18 protein-coding genes and 3 tRNA genes are annotated in these 16,691 nt (G+C 71.4%); 9 read left to right on the plus strand and 12 right to left on the minus strand.

Annotated elements, in window-relative coordinates; genetic code table 11:
• Nucleotides 1-9: 9 nt before the first annotated feature.
• Nucleotides 10-1,356 (plus strand): right-handed parallel beta-helix repeat-containing protein, encoded by a 1,347-nt coding sequence (locus tag RM445_RS09065; protein ID WP_311555684.1) that lies wholly within the window; start codon nucleotides 10-12, stop codon nucleotides 1,354-1,356.
• A 68-nt stretch (nucleotides 1,357-1,424) separates the two neighbouring features.
• Here the strand turns inward: RM445_RS09065 and RM445_RS09070 are convergent, their stop codons facing one another.
• The gene (locus RM445_RS09070) at nucleotides 1,425-1,802 is read right to left on the minus strand and encodes a hypothetical protein (protein ID WP_311555685.1); all 378 of its coding nucleotides are present in this window, start codon (nucleotides 1,800-1,802) and stop codon (nucleotides 1,425-1,427) included.
• Nucleotides 1,803-1,888: 86 nt separating this feature from the next.
• Between RM445_RS09070 and RM445_RS09075 the strand changes: the two genes are divergently transcribed.
• On the plus strand, nucleotides 1,889-2,245 hold the full coding sequence (locus RM445_RS09075) for a nuclear transport factor 2 family protein (RefSeq protein WP_311555686.1): 357 nt from the start codon (nucleotides 1,889-1,891) through the stop codon (nucleotides 2,243-2,245).
• On the opposite strand, the gene RM445_RS09080 is transcribed toward RM445_RS09075, so the two are convergent.
• Nucleotides 2,211-2,885 carry a uridine kinase family protein gene (locus RM445_RS09080; RefSeq protein ID WP_311555687.1) on the minus strand — a complete coding sequence of 225 codons (675 nt, stop codon included), beginning with the start codon at nucleotides 2,883-2,885 and terminating at the stop codon, nucleotides 2,211-2,213. The two genes, RM445_RS09075 and RM445_RS09080, sit on opposite strands and share 35 nt — an antisense overlap.
• A gap of 21 nt (nucleotides 2,886-2,906) precedes the next feature.
• Nucleotides 2,907-4,439, minus strand: coding sequence for an IclR family transcriptional regulator (locus RM445_RS09085; protein WP_311555688.1), 1,533 nt, complete (start codon nucleotides 4,437-4,439; stop codon nucleotides 2,907-2,909).
• 197 nt (nucleotides 4,440-4,636) lie between these two features.
• Here RM445_RS09085 and RM445_RS09090 point away from each other — a divergent pair, with 197 nt between their 5' ends.
• The 4 genes from RM445_RS09090 to RM445_RS09105 all read left to right on the plus strand — a co-directional run bounded on the left by RM445_RS09090 (nucleotide 4,637) and on the right by RM445_RS09105 (nucleotide 7,733).
• Nucleotides 4,637-5,392 carry an MFS transporter gene (locus RM445_RS09090; protein WP_311555689.1) on the plus strand — a complete coding sequence of 252 codons (756 nt, stop codon included), beginning with the start codon at nucleotides 4,637-4,639 and terminating at the stop codon, nucleotides 5,390-5,392.
• Complete coding sequence (locus RM445_RS09095) at nucleotides 5,275-5,958, plus strand: MFS transporter (protein ID WP_311555690.1); 684 nt, start codon at nucleotides 5,275-5,277, stop codon at nucleotides 5,956-5,958. Before RM445_RS09090 ends, RM445_RS09095 begins: the two co-directional genes overlap by 118 nt.
• Nucleotides 5,959-6,040: 82 nt before the next feature.
• Entirely contained in the window at nucleotides 6,041-7,024 is a 984-nt protein-coding gene (locus RM445_RS09100; RefSeq protein WP_311555691.1) for an NAD(P)-dependent oxidoreductase, read from the plus strand.
• Nucleotides 7,025-7,094: 70 nt separating this feature from the next.
• Entirely contained in the window at nucleotides 7,095-7,733 is a 639-nt protein-coding gene (locus tag RM445_RS09105; RefSeq protein ID WP_311555692.1) for an RraA family protein, read from the plus strand.
• A gap of 25 nt (nucleotides 7,734-7,758) precedes the next feature.
• On the opposite strand, the gene RM445_RS09110 is transcribed toward RM445_RS09105, so the two are convergent.
• The 6 genes from RM445_RS09110 to RM445_RS09135 all read right to left on the minus strand — a co-directional run bounded on the left by RM445_RS09110 (nucleotide 7,759) and on the right by RM445_RS09135 (nucleotide 9,738).
• Nucleotides 7,759-8,619 carry a sugar phosphate isomerase/epimerase family protein gene (locus RM445_RS09110; protein ID WP_311555693.1) on the minus strand — a complete coding sequence of 287 codons (861 nt, stop codon included), beginning with the start codon at nucleotides 8,617-8,619 and terminating at the stop codon, nucleotides 7,759-7,761.
• The gene (locus RM445_RS09115; protein ID WP_311555694.1) at nucleotides 8,612-8,998 is read right to left on the minus strand and encodes a RidA family protein; all 387 of its coding nucleotides are present in this window, start codon (nucleotides 8,996-8,998) and stop codon (nucleotides 8,612-8,614) included. Before RM445_RS09115 ends, RM445_RS09110 begins: the two co-directional genes overlap by 8 nt.
• Before the next feature lie 126 nt (nucleotides 8,999-9,124).
• Nucleotides 9,125-9,198: transfer RNA gene (locus RM445_RS09120), tRNA-Phe, on the minus strand.
• A gap of 30 nt (nucleotides 9,199-9,228) precedes the next feature.
• Nucleotides 9,229-9,302, minus strand: a tRNA-Asp gene (locus RM445_RS09125).
• Nucleotides 9,303-9,316: 14 nt separating this feature from the next.
• A tRNA-Glu gene (locus RM445_RS09130) sits at nucleotides 9,317-9,389 on the minus strand.
• 115 nt (nucleotides 9,390-9,504) lie between these two features.
• Nucleotides 9,505-9,738, minus strand: coding sequence for a hypothetical protein (locus RM445_RS09135; protein ID WP_311555695.1), 234 nt, complete (start codon nucleotides 9,736-9,738; stop codon nucleotides 9,505-9,507).
• A gap of 305 nt (nucleotides 9,739-10,043) precedes the next feature.
• Here RM445_RS09135 and RM445_RS09140 point away from each other — a divergent pair, with 305 nt between their 5' ends.
• On the plus strand, nucleotides 10,044-10,415 hold the full coding sequence (locus RM445_RS09140) for a hypothetical protein (protein ID WP_311555696.1): 372 nt from the start codon (nucleotides 10,044-10,046) through the stop codon (nucleotides 10,413-10,415).
• Between the two features lie 22 nt (nucleotides 10,416-10,437).
• Here the strand turns inward: RM445_RS09140 and RM445_RS09145 are convergent, their stop codons facing one another.
• On the minus strand, nucleotides 10,438-11,760 hold the full coding sequence (locus RM445_RS09145) for a GDSL-type esterase/lipase family protein (RefSeq protein ID WP_311555697.1): 1,323 nt from the start codon (nucleotides 11,758-11,760) through the stop codon (nucleotides 10,438-10,440).
• Nucleotides 11,761-12,006: 246 nt separating this feature from the next.
• Between RM445_RS09145 and RM445_RS09150 the strand changes: the two genes are divergently transcribed.
• Together RM445_RS09150 and RM445_RS09155 are read left to right on the plus strand one after the other, a co-directional pair.
• Complete coding sequence (locus tag RM445_RS09150) at nucleotides 12,007-13,884, plus strand: AMP-binding protein (RefSeq protein WP_311555762.1); 1,878 nt, start codon at nucleotides 12,007-12,009, stop codon at nucleotides 13,882-13,884.
• 136 nt (nucleotides 13,885-14,020) lie between these two features.
• Nucleotides 14,021-15,223, plus strand: coding sequence for an MFS transporter (locus tag RM445_RS09155; RefSeq protein ID WP_311555698.1), 1,203 nt, complete (start codon nucleotides 14,021-14,023; stop codon nucleotides 15,221-15,223).
• A gap of 4 nt (nucleotides 15,224-15,227) precedes the next feature.
• Here the strand turns inward: RM445_RS09155 and RM445_RS09160 are convergent, their stop codons facing one another.
• Together RM445_RS09160 and RM445_RS09165 are read right to left on the minus strand one after the other, a co-directional pair.
• Nucleotides 15,228-15,776, minus strand: a complete 549-nt coding sequence (locus RM445_RS09160; protein WP_311555763.1) for a CinA family protein — start codon at nucleotides 15,774-15,776, stop codon at nucleotides 15,228-15,230.
• 31 nt (nucleotides 15,777-15,807) lie between these two features.
• Complete coding sequence (locus tag RM445_RS09165; RefSeq protein ID WP_311555699.1) at nucleotides 15,808-16,668, minus strand: DUF72 domain-containing protein; 861 nt, start codon at nucleotides 16,666-16,668, stop codon at nucleotides 15,808-15,810.
• Nucleotides 16,669-16,691 lie beyond the last annotated feature (23 nt).

Here is a 16,691-nt window from a genome sequence, read left to right on the forward strand (position 1 = left end):
CGGAACACCATGAACGCGACACGCACACTCACCGTCCGGGTGGCCACGCTCGTGGCCGCCGCCGGACTCCTGCTCTCCGGATGCGGCAGCACGGCGCCGAACGCACTGGTCCGGCGTGACGTCGCGCCGGCCGCAACGTCGGACGTCACCAAGCCCTGCACCCGCGAAGCGGCGGGGACGGCGGCCCCGGCGACCGAGCAGGCACCGGCCGGACTGGCCGCGACCTTCGACGCCGCCGGCGACAAGATCGTCCTCAGCGGGGGTCAGAACGTCACCCTCCCCGCGCTGAGCGCGAAGCTCAACAAGCCGGATCTGCTCAAGGAGACCGCTCCCGGCGAGTGGCTGCTGGGCAAGACCATCGAGATCAACCAGGGCGCCTCGCTCAAGATCGCGGCGCCGACGGTCCGGTGGCTGAAGCTGCGGAGCGACGACGCCGGCAAGTACACCTCGGTGAGGGCGCTCGGCGGCGGCATCGACATCAGCGGCACCTGCATCACCTCGTGGAACGAGGCCAAGGGGACGGTCGACGAGGACTACCTCAACGGCCGCGGGTTCATCCTGGCCCGCGACGGCGCGCAGATGACGATCGACAAGGCCGAGTTGCAGTACCTCGGCTTCGGTGACGTCGAGTCGTACGGCCTCGCGTGGCGTACCGAGGGCAGCGGCGGGCACATCACGAACAGCCTCATCGCGCACCTGTACTTCGGGCTCTACAGCTTCGACGTCGGCGGCCTCACGATCAGCGACAACGAGGTCCGCGACAACGTGCTGTACGGCATCGACCCGCACACCGGCTCGCACAACCTGACGATCGAGCGCAACGTCGTCCACGACAACGGCAAGCACGGGATCATCCTCGCCGAAGACTGCGTCGACAGTGTGATCCGCGACAACGTCGTCTACCGCAACCAGCACCACGGGATCGTGCTCTACCTGCACTCCGACCGGAACGTGATCGAGGGCAACGAGACGTTCGGCAACGCCGCGCAGGGCATCAACATCAACGAGGCGTCGAACAACACGATCAAGTCGAACCGGGTCTACGACAACATCGAGTCGGGCATCGGCATCGGCCAGACCGCCAAGGACAACGTCGTGCAGGACAACGACGTCCGCGGCAACCAGCAGGACGGGCTGCGGCTGGTCAGCGAGGCCAGCCAGACCGACGTGCGCAACAACGTGATCGGCGAGAACGTGCGCTACGGCGTGTACGTCGACAGCGACGGGCCGTTCGCGATGGCCGGCAACACGATCTGGGCGAACCGCACGGGCGTGATGCTGAAGGGCAACACGAACAACCCGGCGAGTGGGAACAGCATCTTCAGCAACACGGAGATGGACGTCAAGAACGGCTGATCTCGCCGCTCCCCGGAACGGCCGGTGCCCTGCGGGGTGCCGGCCGTTCGGCTTTCCGGCGGGTCCGGCTACCCGGCCTGCGCTGCGGCCGCGACCCAGTCCATCGCCCCATCCACCGTCGACCGGCTCTCGGCGTCGTACGGCCGCACCTCGAAACCGTGCGCCGCGTGCGGGATGTCGAGCACCTCGAGCGACGCGTCCGCGTCCCGGGCGGCGCTGACGAAGGCGTCCTGGACGTGGGCGAAGAAGGGGTACTCGTCGCCGACCCGCAGGAGGAGCTTGGGCAACGCCGGGTGCGTCGCCACGGCCGCGACCGCGTCGAAGCGCGACCCGTCGCCCGGCCAGTCCGGTGGCGGGCCGAGCACCGGATAGGTCCAGGCGATGCCACGGACCCTGTGGGCGGATTCCACGTCGTGGAAGAACGGCAGACCGTTCAGGGTGGCCATGTCGCGCATCGGATCAGAACCGCAGGGGTCGTGCCAAGCGCAACAGCCACGGGCACCGACGGCCGTTGCGGCGGACAATGATCGTCATGGCCACCGTCGCGGAGCTCATGCACCAGAACCTGTTCGACATCTTCAACGAGAGGGATCCCGAGCGCCGGGGCCGGGCCATCGCGCTGACCTACGCCGACGACGTCGTCTTCCACGATCCCGAGGGCTCGGTCACCGGCGGTCGAGCGGTCGGTGACAAGGCCCAGGCCCTGCTGGACCAGGCACCCGGGTTCGTCTTCGCCGCCCGGGGGCCCGTGTACACGAGCGCCGGCAGCCTGGGCGTCCTCGCCTGGCGGTTCGGGCCCGCGGACGGCGACCCGGTCGCCACGGGGATGGACGTCGCGCTGGTCGAGAACGGGCTCATTCAGACGCTGCACACGGTCGTCGACGGCTGACGCCGGGAGCGACGACGATCTCGGTGTCCGGGTCGACGTCGAGCTCCGTGGTGCCGGCCACGACGACCGTCGCCTTCGTCCAGGGCTGTTCGCGGAGCATCAGGGGCAGTTCCTCGGCAAGCCACGCGGCGACGTGCTGTCGCTGAGCGACGGAGTCGCCGTCGCGGGCCACCAGCCGGCGTTCCTGCTCGTCCAGGTCGCCCTGCACCCAGATCGAGGCGTCGATCCACGGGGCGAACTCCTCGCGGATGATCCCGGTGCCCTCGACCCACACGATGTCGGCGCCAGCTGCGACGCGGATCGTGCCGGGTCGATCGTGCTCGATCCACGCAGGCGGCCGGAAGTCGACCGCCTCTCCCTGGTGCAGAGGGCGCAGGATGCTCTCGACCATCAGCTCGCCCCAGTCGAAGTACGCCTGGTTCCACGCGACGTCGTCGGTGTGGACGATCCCGGACAGGGGGACGAGCGCCCGCAGCCGTTCGACGAGGGTGGACTTCCCTGCGCCACCGCGGCCGTCGATCGCGATCACACGCGGACGTCCGGCGACGTCGGGTGCCGCCGCGCGTAGCCGCTGCAGAACGCCGGCGAGCTTCTCGACCCGCCAACCCGTGGCCTCGACCTCACCGGGATGCAGACGCATCCACGACCTCCTCATTTCGTCCTATACGGAGAGCAGTGCTGTGACCTGCCGGGCCGCGTCGGTGAGCATCGTCGTCAGCGCCGATGGGTCGATCCTGTCGGCGCGGAAACGCGGGATCGTGAAGGTGAGGGATCCGGCGACGGCTCCGTCCGCGAAGAAGGGGGCGGCGAGCCCGAAGGCGTCGGGGACACGTTCGCCTTCGGCCTGGGCCCATCCGGCCTCGCGGATCTGCTGCAGATCCCGCTCCAGCTGCTCGAGGGTGGTGGGTGAGCGTGGCGTGATGGGCTGTAGTGACTGGCTGCGCACGATCTCGGGCGGGCAGTGGGCGAGGATGGATTTGCCGGCGGCGCCGGCGTACAGGGGGATCGGTGTTCCGACGCCGAGGCTGTACTCGATGGGAGCGCTGCCACGGGCTTCGGCAGCGAAGACAGCGGTGGCGGTGGCGGGGTCGTAGACAGTGAGCCCCACGGTTTCTCCACTGGCCTGCGCGAGCGTGTGTGCCGCATCGTGGACGAGTTCGGCGATGTTCCACTCGGGTCCGATGGTGGCCGCCCAGCGCAGGAGGAGCGGGCCGGTCGCCATGCGGCGTTCGGTCGTGAGAACCGCCAGTCCTGAGGTCAGCGCGGTGGTCCGGAGTCGTGCTGCTGTGGCCTCGTTGGCGCTCAGCTTGCGGGCGAGCTCGGCGCCGGTGGGGGTGCCGGAGGGCTCGGCGACGAGGATCTCCACAAGGCGCTGGATGCGCCCGAGCGCGGTGGCGTCGGCGCTCGACGGGGCGGCGGGGCGCTCGGTGGGAGCCGGCTGCCGGGCCGCGTCCTCGATCGCGTCTGCGGTCTTGCGCACGATGGGGCCGAGGCGTTCGAGGTCCGTGTCGGTGGTGTCGTGCCGCAGGCGGGTGGCGGACACGGACCCGACGAGACCGGGCGCGATCTGCAGAGGGGACGCGACGCCGGCGGCGAGCGGGATGTGCTGGCCCACACTGATCACGAAGCCGACCTTCCGGGCGGTCTGCAGGGCCTCGTCGAGATGGTTCGGGTCGACGACGGTGTCGGCGCTGTAGCGGGCGAGGTCAGCGCCGAGCACGTCGACGCCTACCGCGGAGAGAATCGCGCGTCCGGCGGCGCCGGCGTGCAGGGGTAGCTCCATTCCGGGTTCGAGGTGGTAGCGGATCGGGCCGGCCTGCCGGCGCAGCAGTGCGATGAACGCGGTGTCGGGCCGCGGGCCGTGCACGGCGAGCATGACGGTGGCGTCCGCGGCCCGGCTGAGCTCGTCCATCACCTGCGGTGCACGACGCAGCAGGGGGTGGCGGTCGTGCAGCACCCTGGCGAGAACCCGTAGTCGCGGCCCCACCGAGTAGGTCGCGTTGGCATCGACGCGGGCGAGACCGCGTGCGGTCAGCCCCTGCAGGATCCGGTTCACCGTACTGCGGCTCAGTTCGACAGCCTCGGCAAGCTCCCGCACACCCCAGCCCTGACCACGATGCCTGGTGATCAACGCGTCGAGGACGGCGACGATCCGGTCGTTACCGGGGACCGCCTCGGCGGACTGCTCGCTCACCTCAGCCTCATCCTCTCCACTCGCTTGATCATGGCGCGCCCTGCCGGCTGCCATCATGCATGATCACCTGCACAAATATCGGGACAGCGTCTCAAGTTACCCTTGACAGTCCGCGAGGACAGTCCCACACTTCACTCATCGCTTTGGGACACTGTCCCAAAATACAAGACATAGAGTCAGACCGCAAAGGAGCAGTCATGTCGACGACCGATCTCGAGATCCTTCCACCGCCCACACCCGAGCGGCAGGCGAAGGCGAAGAAGGCGACGGGCGTCGCCGTGTTCGGCACCTTCATCGAGTACTACGACTTCAGCGTCTACGGCTACGTCGCCGCGACGCTGGCGATCGTCTTCTTCCCCAGCGACAACCCGACGATCGGCCTGCTCAACACGCTGCTGGTGTTCGGGTCGGCGTTCCTGGTCCGCCCGCTGGGCGCGATGTTCTTCGGCTGGCTCGGCGACCGCAAGGGCCGGCGGGTCAGCCTGATCGCCAGCATCATCCTGATGGGCACGGCGGCCGGGCTGACCGGCCTGTTGCCCGGTTACGCCGAGATCGGGGTGCTGGCGCCGATCCTGCTGGTCGTCCTGCGCATGGCCCAGGGCTTCTCCACCGGCGGTGAGATCGGCGGGGCGGCCAGCTTCATCCGTGAGTGGGCCGCGCCCGACCGGCGCTCGCTCTACATCTCGTTCATCCCCTCGGCCGGGAACCTGGGCAAGGGCGCCGCAGCCGGCATCGCCGCGCTCGCCGCCTCCCTACTGTCGGAGCCGGCGATGGAGTCTGGGGCTGGCGCATCCCGTTCCTGCTGGCCATCCCGCTCGCCGCGCTGGTGCTCTACATGCGGCTGCAGGTCGAGGACAGCCCCGAGTACGTCGAGGAGCAGGCCAAGAACCACACCACCGACAAGCCGATCGCCGAGGTGTTCCGCAGCTACAAGGCCCCGCTGGCCAAGGTGACCGCCATCGCGCTGGTGCAGAACATCGGTACCTACATCGGCACGGTGTTCGTCGCGGTGTACTTCTCCAGCGTCCTCGGCTTCTCCAAAGGCGCGGCGTCGACGATCGTGCTGGTCGCCGTCCTGCTTGCCGCGGTGTTGATCCCGGTGGCCGGCCAGCTCGGCACCCGCATCGGCGGCAAGCGCCTGCTGGTGTGGTCGTACCTGGCCTACATCGTCATCACCATCCCGACGTTCATGCTGATGAACCAGCACTCGGTCGGTCTGGCGATGCTCGGCCTCGCCATCGGAATGATCCCCTACGCGCTGTGCCAGGCCGGCACCTACACGGTCATCCCCGAGTTCTACCCGGTCAAGGTCCGCCACACCGGCGTCGCGTTCGGGCACAGCGTCGGCGCCGTGATCGGCGGAGGCGGCGGTCCCTACCTGGCCACCTGGCTGACCGGCGTCACCGGCAGCACCTTCATCCCGGCCTACATCCTCGTGCTCTCCGGCGCCCTGGGCCTGGCCGTGGTGCTGCTGGGCGTGCGCCGCAACACCACCGAGGCCGGCCACCTCTACCGCTGACGACCGCGGGCCGGCTCCACCGCTTCGCCCTCCTCGCGGCACCTCGCCGCACGCCGCCTCCATCGCACCGAAGGACTCACCCATGACCGTCACCTACGTCTCCGACCCCGTCCACGCGGACGTTCTCGCCGAACTCCGCCAGCTCGGCGAGGTGCACCTCGGCTACGGGCCGACCGCCGTCGCCTACCAGCAGGTGCGCGACGTCGTCGAGGCCGTGATGCTCCGCTCCGAGACCTTTGACCGCGACAAGATCGCCGACTCGCCCCGCCTGCGGATCATCGCCCGCCACGGGGTCGGCTCGGACAACGTCGACCTCGACGCCGCCACCGACGCCGGCGTGTGGGTCACCATCACACCCGGCCGCAACGCCCGCGCCGTCGCCGAACACGTCTTCGCCCTCGCCCTCGCGCTCGGCCGCAAGATCCCCGTCGCCGCGGGCAGGACGCGGGACGGGTTCTGGTCGCAGAACAAGGCCGAGCTGACCGGGTTCGAGCTGCACGGCCGCGCACTGGGCCTGCTCGGGCTGGGAAGCATCGGATCGATCGTGCTGCAGATCGCCCGCGGGTTCGGCATGCAGGTCCTGGTCACCGACCCGGTCCTGGACCACGCGCAGGTCGCCGCCCTCGGCGCCCGCAAGGTCGAGTTCGACGAGCTGCTCGCCGGCTCCGACGTGCTCAGCCTGCACGTCCCGCTGGTCGCCTCGACCCGGCACATCATCGACGGCCCTGCCCTGGCCCGGCTGCGCCCCGGTGCCGTACTGATCAACACCTCCCGAGGAGGGCTGGTCGACGAGCAGGCGATGGTGGCGGCCCTGCGCTCCGGCCGCCTGCGCGGCGCGGGGCTCGACGTGCTGGAGGCCGAGTCCGTCGACATGAAGAACCCGCTGCCGCACAACATCCTGCCGATCTCCGAGCTGGACAACCTCATCGTCACCCCGCACGTCGCCGGGCAGACCGAGGAGTCCCTGCGCGAGGTCGGTCGCGCCGCGACCGCCTGCATCCGCCAGGCACTCGCCGGGGCCGTGCCCGACCACCACCTCAACACCGTGCACGTGCCCGCCGCCTGACACCCGCACACCGCCGCCGGGGCCACCCGGCGGCGCCCGGCGCTCACCTTCTTCTGATTCGAGGACATCCATGTTCATCAACGCCCCCACCGACACCCTCACCCTCACCGACCCCTGGCCGCGCGTCGACCGTGACTTGCTGAACCGCTTCGCCAAGGCGCCCGCGGCCAACATCGGCGACGTCTTCGACCGGCTGCTGGTCATGGACGGCGGGATCCGGCCGTTCACCGCCGCGACCCGGCTCGTCGGCACCGCCCTGCCGATCCTCACCCGCGCCGGCGACAACCTCGCCATCCACCGCGCCCTCGACGACGCCCAGCCCGGCGACATCCTCGTCATCAACGGCCAGGGCGACCTCAGCCGAGCCCTGATCGGCGACCTCATCGGCGAGATCATGGTTTCGAAGGGCGTCCTCGGCGCCGTCATCGACGGCGCGGTCCGCGACGCCGAAACCCTCGCCGCCCAGGGCCTCGTCGTCTTCGCCCGGGCCGCCACACCCGCCGGCCCCTTCAAGAACGGCCCCGGCGTCATCGGAGCACCCGTCGCGGTCGGCGGTGTCGTCGTCTCGGCCGGCGACCTCATCGTCACCGACTCCGACGGAGTCGTGCTCGTGCCCCGCCACCGCGCCACCTGGGCTGCCGAGCAGGTCGACCAGGTCATCGAGAAGGAAGAAGCGCTGCGCCGCCGAATCGTCGCGGCGCGCGGATAGTCCGGGAACGCGGCGGAACTACAGGTCAGGCCCGTGTCCGCGGTGCTCCGGCAGCATCAAGCGCCGCGGCTGTCGCCGCTGCTGCCCGGCGAGCGGCCTCGCCGACCGGGAGTGCCCGGAACTCCGGCGTGTTGACCTCGACGCACCACGGGCCAGTGAAGCCGTTGCGGAGCACGGCCCGCAGCAGGCCGGCGACGTCCAGCTCACCCTCCCCCGGGAGCCGCCGCGCGGCTCGGGCGTGCACAAGGTAGTCGCCGTGCACCCGCGGGCCGTCGTTGAGCTGCACCGCTGCGATCGGCCCCGTCAGGGCGTCAGGGGTGCCACCGTTGTTGAAGAAGTGCCACACGTCGACCATCTGGCCGAGATTGGGCGCCTGGGCCTGACGCAGCAGCTCGGGGACGACGGAGGGCCCTGCCAGCACGGACCAGGGGAACGCCTCCACAGCGACCTGCAGGCCGCGTCCCGCGAGTCGTCGGGCGAGCTCCTCCAGCCGTCTTCCCGCCACGCCCAGATCGAGCGGGACGTTGCCGCGGAACTCCCCGGCGCTGACATGCCGACCACCGAAAGCGTCTGCCACCGCCTCGATCCGGCGCACTGTGCGATCCAGCTCGGCCGGGTCGGTCGCCAGCGCCCAGCCGCCGAGGAACTCGATCTCCACCACATGCAGGCCGGTGTCCGCCAGCACGGCCTGCATCCCCGGGACGTCGAGCCCGGACGCAACCGTCCGAGGCAGGTCGTCGGCGTGCAGCCCGATTCCGGTGAATCCCGCCGCTGCGGCTGCTCGGCACCGCTCGACGAACGAGTACCGAGGTTCCTCTGCGAAGCCGGCCCCGGTCAGCGTGAAGAAGCTCGCGACCAGATCGAAGCCGCCGGAGTCGTCAGCCACGGAAGGCGACAACCTCGATCATGAACCGGGCGTTCTCGCCCTTGCGGCCGAAGTCCGAGGCCTCGATCGCCGACCGCGCCGGCCGGTGCTCGCCGAACCGCTCGGCCCACACCTGGTTGAACACCGGTCGATCGCGCTGCAGCGCACGCATGACGATGCCCACACGCACGACGTCGGTCAGGTCAGCGCCCGCTGCGGCGAGGATGGCGACCAGGTTCGCGAACACCTGCTCGGCCTCGTCGCGCGCCTCGACTGGGATCGCGTGCGTCGCGGGGTCGGCCCCGAACAGCGCCGACACGTAGATCCACCCGCCCGCCTCGACGGCTTGGGGAACCGGGCCGGTGTGCGACGGCGCGCCCTCCGTGTGGATGATCTGCACGTACCCCTCCGACCCCGACCGCTGGGCCGGTGACACCCGAGCCTCGCTCGACAGCAGGTCAACCCGACCGTGCCAGCAAGATCGCACAAAAAATCCCTGACCGCACGAGTGCGGATCAGGGAGGCGTGGCCAGGGGCGGGGTCGAACCGCCGACCTTCCGCTTTTCAGGCGGACGCTCGTACCAACTGAGCTACCTGGCCGGGCACCGACCCCGAGGACCGGTGATGGTGCGACCCAGACGGGACTCGAACCCGCGACCTTCGCCGTGACAGGGCGACGCGCTAACCAACTGCGCCACTGGGCCTTGCTGTAGAGCCGTACCCCCAACGGGATTCGAACCCGCGCTGCCGCCTTGAAAGGGCGGTGTCCTAGGCCGCTAGACGATGGGGGCTTGGACGGCCGGAGCCATCCCCGCCCTCCAACGGCTTTCCGTTGGGAGCTTCACCAGCATAGGACACCATCCCTCCCCCTATCGAACCGGGGTCGGAGCGCGATGTCCGCGCTGGTCAACGCCCGACGGGCGGAGGCTGGTCCGGGTGCGTGGCGATGAGGCCGAGCATGTCGAGGAGCCGGCGCAGATCGTCCGGGTCGTCGCAGTTGCGGGCGACGACGAGCCGGGCCCGGTGGATCTGGTCGTCCGACACCCGGTAGGCGTCTGCCGCGGTACGTGGACCGGGGATCGACCCGTTGGGACCGGGGCGCTCCTCGCCGACATCCCGTCGTGCGCTGCCGATGCTCATCGACGCTTCCCCCGCTCCGGTCGCCCGACTGATGGCATGGGGGTAGCGCGGGAACCGCGACGTCCCCTTCTTTCACGCAAAGACCGGGCCGGGCGCCCCCACCCGGTCCGGTTCGATGTCGTAGCCACCCCCGTGGCCGTGACCTGCACGTTACCCATCGCGGCCATCCGATGCACGCCCCTTCCCGGGTGAGCCTGTGATGATCAATATCACCTTCGAGTGACCGCACGAGTACGCGGCGTGAATATCGTCCGGTGCAGTCATCGGCCGGACGCCACCCCGACGGCAGGCCGTACCCTGCAGCGATGACTCCCCGTGACGACGGTCAGCGGTCCCGGCACCGCATTCCGGCGCAGCGCCAGCGGAGCGTGGAGCTGCCGCCGCAGGATCCCGACCTCGACTCCTACATGGCGGCGCTCGCCCCGGACGCCGCCTCGGGCGGGCCGGCCACCGGCCGGTTCGGGTCGGCCCAGGTCTTCCCCCTGCGGTTGCCGGCGTTGCGCATGGAGCAGCTGCGGCGGCTCGCCGCCGAGCGGGGCGTCTCCCCCGGCGCGCTCGCCGTCGACTGGGTCCTCGAACGGCTGGACCAGGAGGACACGGAGACCGGTCCGCTGCCGATCGACGTCGCCGTCGAGGCACCGGCGTGGCGCAACGCGCTGAGGCGGCTCGGCCGGTAGGAGGCGGTTGCGGCCGGCTGCGTCAGCCATCGGAGAGCACCACACGCGCCGGGCTGCGGTCGGCCAGGCACGGGCTGCCCGTGAGGCGGGTGACGTCGACGGCATCCGCGAGCGCTCGGTATCCGGCCGGGGACAGGTGCAGGCCGTCCCCCGAGTCGTAGCGTCCGAGCAGCCGGCCGGGCTTGGCCGGGTCCGCGACGGCCGCGGCGAAGTCGAAGACACCGTCGGCGTACTCCGCTCCGCGCTCTCGCACCCAGCGGTTGACCCCGTCCCGCACCGCGGCGGCCCGGGCGCTGCCGTGCGGCCCGGCGTCCGAAGGCGTGATCGTGGTGAGGAAGACGCGCTTGCCTGCCGCGCGGGCGAGGCCGGTGAACCGGACGAGACCGCCGACGATCTCCTGCCCACTGCGACCTACGGCGATGTCGTTGGTGCCGATGTGCAGCACGACGTCCGTCGCGCCGGGCACGTCGGCGACCTCCCTGCCCACCCGCTCCAGAGGTGAATCCCCACCGTCCGGGCCGCGGGCTGCGAGCAGCTCGTTGCGGGAGATCCCGGCGTTGAGCACCGCCATGGTCGCCGCACCGCCGCGGCGGGTCAGGCGGTCCGACAGCGCATCGGACCAGCGCGAGTCGGCGTCGAGGCCACTGCCCACGCCGTCGGTGATCGAGTCGCCCATCGCCACCAGCGCGTTGACCGGGCGGGGCGTCACGACGTCGACGCCGGTGAGCACGATCCAGGAGTCGATCGGGGTGGTGAACGCCGCGCCGTCGACGTCGAGGGCGAAGTCGCCCGGGCCGGACAGGTAGGAGGTCTGGAGTGCGACCGGATGCCCGGCCACGACGTCCGGGGTGTCCGCCACCACGAGGCTGACCGCGATCGGCCGACCCGCCTCGGCGACCACCGGGACGGCGTCGCTCACCACCTCGGCCCCGGGGGCGACGACGACATCGGCCCGGCCGTCGAAGGTCACCGGTTGAACGCTGCCGGGCACCAGTGTCGCGCCGGGCCCCCCTCGAGCGGCCGTGACCGGCCCGACCGCGAGCGGGGCGGTACCGAACCGGTTGGAGAGCCGTACCCGCACCCCGGAGCCCGTGATCTGGGGTCGGACGACCATGCGCAGCGTGCGGCCGGCGAGCGAGTCGGCGGGTCGCACCGGCTGCGGGCTGGTCCGCCAGGCGGCCACCCATCCGGGGCCGCACCGGTCGACCGCCGCCGTCATGACGGCGGGGCGCGGCGCCGGCTCCGATCCCGTGGCACCGACGAGGGCCATGCTGCCGAGCACCGCCGCGAGCAGGACGACCCCGAGTCCGCCACCTGCCGGCACTGCCCGCCGTCCGTCGCCCACACGGCACCTCCGTCCGACCGGCACTTCCGCCTCGGTACCCGGACGGGCGGCACCCCTCCCGCCGCCCGTCCGCCCCCGTGCAGCACAACGAGAAGAATCACCCGTCCGTGAGTGGTCCGAACGAGTGAGATTCGGAACCCCGCCGCCCTCTCGGATAGTGCCGCGACACCGATCCGACGGCCTACTGTCTCCTCGACCGGACTCCCGGGGCGAGGAGGGCTCGTGGACGAGCGGACGGACGACAAGGTGGGCGCGTTCGAGGAGCGGTGGCGGGCCAGCCTCGACGATCCGGAGGCCTTCTGGCTCGACGCTGCGCAGGCGATCGACTGGCACACGGCACCGACCCGGGCCCTCGAAGCCCGGCCCCCGTTCTACCGCTGGTTCCCCGACGGAGAGCTGAACGTCTGCGCGAACGCGCTGGACCGCCACGTCGACGCCGGGCACGGCGACCGGACGGCGCTGATCTACGACTCGCCCGTCACCGGGACCGTGCGCTCATACAGCTACACGCAACTGCTCGACGAGGTCGCCCGCTTCGCCGGCGTGCTGGCCGGGCTCGGGGTCGGGCGGGGCGACCGCGTGGTCGTCTACATGCCGATGGTTCCCGAGGCCGCCGTCGCGATGCTGGCCTGCGCGCGGCTGGGAGCGGTGCACTCGGTGGTGTTCGGCGGGTTCGCCCCGCGCGAGCTCGCCGTGCGCATCGACGACGCCGCACCGGTGGTCGTCGTCTCCGCGTCGTGCGGCATCGAGGGCAGCCGGGTGCTCGAGTACAAGCCCCTGCTGGACAAGGCGATGGAGCTGGCCGAGCACAAGCCTGGCAAGCGGGTGATCCTGCAGCGGCCGCAGGCACAGGCGGCGATGGGCCCCGACGACGTCGACTGGGCCGAGGCGATGGCGACCGCCGAGCCGGCCGCGTCGGTCCCCGTCGCGGCGACCGACCCGCTCTACATCCTGTACACCTCGGGCACCACCGGGAAGCCGAAGGGCGTGGTCCGCGACAGCGGCGGTTACGCGGTGGCGCTGGCATGGACGATGGCCAACATCTACGCGGTCGGCCCCGGCGAGACGATGTTCACCGCGTCGGACGTCGGCTGGGTCGTCGGGCACTCCTACATCGTCTACGCGCCCCTCCTGGTGGGCGCGACCACGATCCTCTACGAGGGCAAGCCGGTCGGGACGCCCGACGCGGGCCAGTTCTGGCGGGTGGCCGCCGAGCACGGGGCGAAGACCATGTTCACCGCGCCCACGGCGTTCCGCGCGATCAAGAAGGAGGACCCGAAGGGCGCCCTCCTGGGCGGGTACGACCTGTCAGGGCTGCGCTACCTGTTCCTCGCGGGCGAGCGCCTGGACCCCGAGACCTACCGCTGGGCGTCGGACCTGCTGGGGATCCCTGTTGTCGACAACTGGTGGCAGACCGAGACGGGCTGGCCGATCTGCGCGAACCCGGTCGGCGTCGAGGAGCTGCCTATCAAGCCGGGTTCGCCGACGGTGCCGATGGTGGGCTGGGACGTGCGTGTCGTCGACGGCTCGGGGCAGCCGGTCCCGCCGAACACCGACGGCGCCATCGTCATCAAGCTGCCGCTGGCGCCGGGCGCGCTGCCGACGCTGTGGAACGACGACGACCGCTTCATTCGGTCGTACCTGTCGGCCTTCAAGGGCTACTACCTCACCGGCGACGGCGGGCGGATCGACGACGACGGCTACGTCTACGTCATGGGCCGCACCGACGACGTGATCAACGTGGCCGGGCACCGGCTGTCGACCGGCGGGATGGAGGAGGCGCTGGCCTCGCATCCCGCGGTCGCCGAATGCGCGGTCATCGGGGTGGCGGACCCGCTCAAGGGTCAGGTGCCGCGCGGGCTCGTGGTGCTCAAGGCGGGCGTCGACCGGCCCGAGGAGGAGCTGCGGACCGAGCTCGTGGCGCTGGTGCGCGAACGGATCGGCGCCGTGGCGTCGCTGCGGGACGTCGACGTGGTGGCGGCGCTGCCCAAGACCCGGTCGGGAAAGATCCTCCGCCGCACGATGCGCGGGATCGCGGACGGCGTCGAGGAGCCGGTGCCGTCGACGATCGAGAGCCTCGACGTGCTCGACGCGCTCCGGCCGGTGCTGCGGCGGGGCGACTAGCCCGTGCCCTGATGTAGCGAAAGCGGCTTTCGGTGCACTCAACGCACCCAACGCCGCTTTCGCTACATCCCGGACCGCGGTGGTCTCGGTCGCTTTCGGGCGAAATCCCCTGGTCACGCCGTTAGCATCGCTTCACATGACGCCCACCGGCGCGCCCGTCGCGGAGTCCCGTGACACGGGAGCGGTCCGTGCGGCGGCGGGAGCGATCACCGTCACCACTGTCTCCGTGCTCCCGGTGTTCCTCACCGGCGCGCTGGCCGTCCAGCTCGGTGACGAGCTCGGCTTCAACCCCGCAGGCCTCGGGCTCGTGGTCGCTCTCTACTTCGGGGTGAGCGCGTTGTGCTCGCTGCCGGTCGGCCGGCTCGTCGAGCGCTGGGGTGGGGCGACGACCAGCCGCATCGCCGTGCTCGGCGTCGCGGTGGTGATGCTCGTGCTCGCGGCGTTCGCCGACTCGTACGTCTCGCTCGTCGCGATCCTGCTCTGCGGAGCCTGGTGCAACGTGATGGGTCAGCTGGCCTCGAACCTCACCCTGTCCCGGTCGGTCCCCGCGCACCGGCTCGGGTTGTCGTTCGGCGTCAAGCAGGCGGCGATCCCGCTGGCCACGCTGCTGGCCGGGGCCGCGGTGCCGGCCGTTGCACTGACGGTCGGCTGGCGGTGGGCCTACGTGATCGCGTCGGGGCTGGCCGTGCTCGCGCTTTTCGGGGCGCCCCGCGGTGGCGAGTACGTCCGGGCCCCGAAGCCGCCGCCCGGCGAGCGCGCGACGCTCGCGCTGGCCGTGCTCGGGGCCGGCTCCGGTCTGGGGGCCGGCGCGGCGAACGCCCTGGGCATCTTCCTCGTGGCCGCCGCGGTGGACCGGGGCATCGGCCCCGGCACGGCCGGGCTGGTGCTGACGTTCGGCAGCATGGTCGGGTTCGCCGGCCGGCTCCTGCATGGCTGGCTGGCCGACCGGCGGGAGGGCGGCCACGTCGCGTTCGTCGCGGGCAGCATGGCGATCGGGGCGGCGGGCCTCGCACTGCTCGCGGTGCCCGGGACGCCCGCGCTGGCGATCGGCACGATCCTCGGGTTCGGCCTGGGCTGGTCGTGGCCGGGCCTGATGCAGTTCGCGGTGGTGCGGCTCAACCCGTCTGCTCCGGCGGCGGCCAGCGCCATCGTGCAGACCGGGGTGTACGCGGGCGGGTTCGCCGGGCCGATCGCGTTCGGGTTCGTCGCCGCCCACTCGTCATTCGAGACGGCGTGGTTGGCCGCGGCGGCGACGATGGTGGCGGCGGCCCTGCTGGTAGTCGTGGGCCGGCGGCTGCTGCTCGCACACCGCGCCGCCCACGCCGCGCCCGGAAGCTGAGCGCTCAGTCCCCGTCGGTGTCCTCTCGCTGGCCGGTGAGCACCTCGAGGCCCTCGATCAGCACCCGCAGCGCGGCCGCCGCCGTCGTCGCACACACGACCTTGGGCTCGTCGTCCAGGTTAAGGCGCAGGACGCGGTGTTCGTCACCGCCGTCGAAGGCGATGAACACCGTGCCCGGATCACGGCCGTCCTGGCCGCCCGGGCCCCCCGCGCCCGTCACGGCCACGGCCGCGTCCGCCTTCAACAGCCGACGCACGCCGCGGGCCATCGCGCTCGCGGCCGTCGCACTGACCACGGGACCGGGCGGCACGTCGAGGACCTCGTGCTTCACCTCGCTGGCGTACGCCACGAGCGAGCCCAGGAACCACTCGCTCGACCGTCCGGCGGCGGCCAGCGCGGTCGAGATCATGCCGCCCGTCAGGGACTCGGCCGCCGCCACCGTGAGGTTGCGGGAGAGTGCCAGCTCGCCGGCCCGTTCGGCCAGCACGGCCTGGGCGTCTTCGTCCACTGGGCCGTTCGCGGGCCCCTCGAGGGTGTCGCTGCTCCGGGACATCACCGCGCATTGGTACCCCCGTGTCCGGTGCTCAATCGACCCGCTGTGCGAGCCCGATCGCGTCGAACGGGGCGTGCACCTTCACGTCGTTGTCGAAGTAGACGAAGACGTCGCGCGGAGTCCGTGGGGCCGGTGGCGCCACCGTGTGCTCTCCGACAGGCGACTCCCCCGCCAGCCACGCCCGCACCTTCCCGGCCCAGCGGTCGAGCGCCTCGGGCGAGTAGCCGCTGGTGTAGAGCTCGGTGTCACCGTGCAGCCGGACGTAGACGAACCCGGCGGTCACGTCTTCGAGGTACGGGAAGGTGCCCGCGGTGTCGGCCACGACCAGCGCGACGTCGTGCGCGCGGAGCAGCGCGACGAAGACCGGGTCGCGGAAGCTCTCGTGGCGGACCTCCAGCGCGTGCCGCAGCGGGCGGTCGGCGTCCGTGACGGTCTCGGCCCGCCCGTCGAGCCGCTCGTCGTGCTCACCGGCCAGCTGGGCCGCCGCGCCCGTGCTGCGCGGCAGCAGCGTGAGGAACTCGTCGATCCGCGCCGCGTCGAAGCGCAGTCGCGGCGGCAGTTGCCACAGCACCGGGCCGAGCTTCGGCCCGAGCGCGAGCAGGCCGGAGGCGAGGAAGTTCGCGAGCGGCACGCGGACGTCGCGCAGCTGCTTGAGGTGGGTGATGTAGCGGCTGCCCTTGACGGCGAAGCGGAAGTCGTCGGGAGTCTCCGCCGCCCACGCCCGGTAGGACTCGGGCCGCTGGAGCGAGTAGAACGAGCCGTTGATCTCGACGCTGTTGACTAGACCGGCGAGGTGGGCGAGCTCGCGGCGCTGCGGCAGGCCCTGCGGGTAGAAGACACCGCGCCAGGGCGGGTAGCGCCACCCCGACGTCCCTATCCATCCGCGTGCCATCGCGACAAGATCCCACCTTCTGC

Origin of the sequence: Pseudonocardia charpentierae (genome assembly GCF_031845345.1) — a bacterium.
GTDB lineage: Bacteria > Actinomycetota > Actinomycetes > Mycobacteriales > Pseudonocardiaceae > Pseudonocardia > Pseudonocardia charpentierae.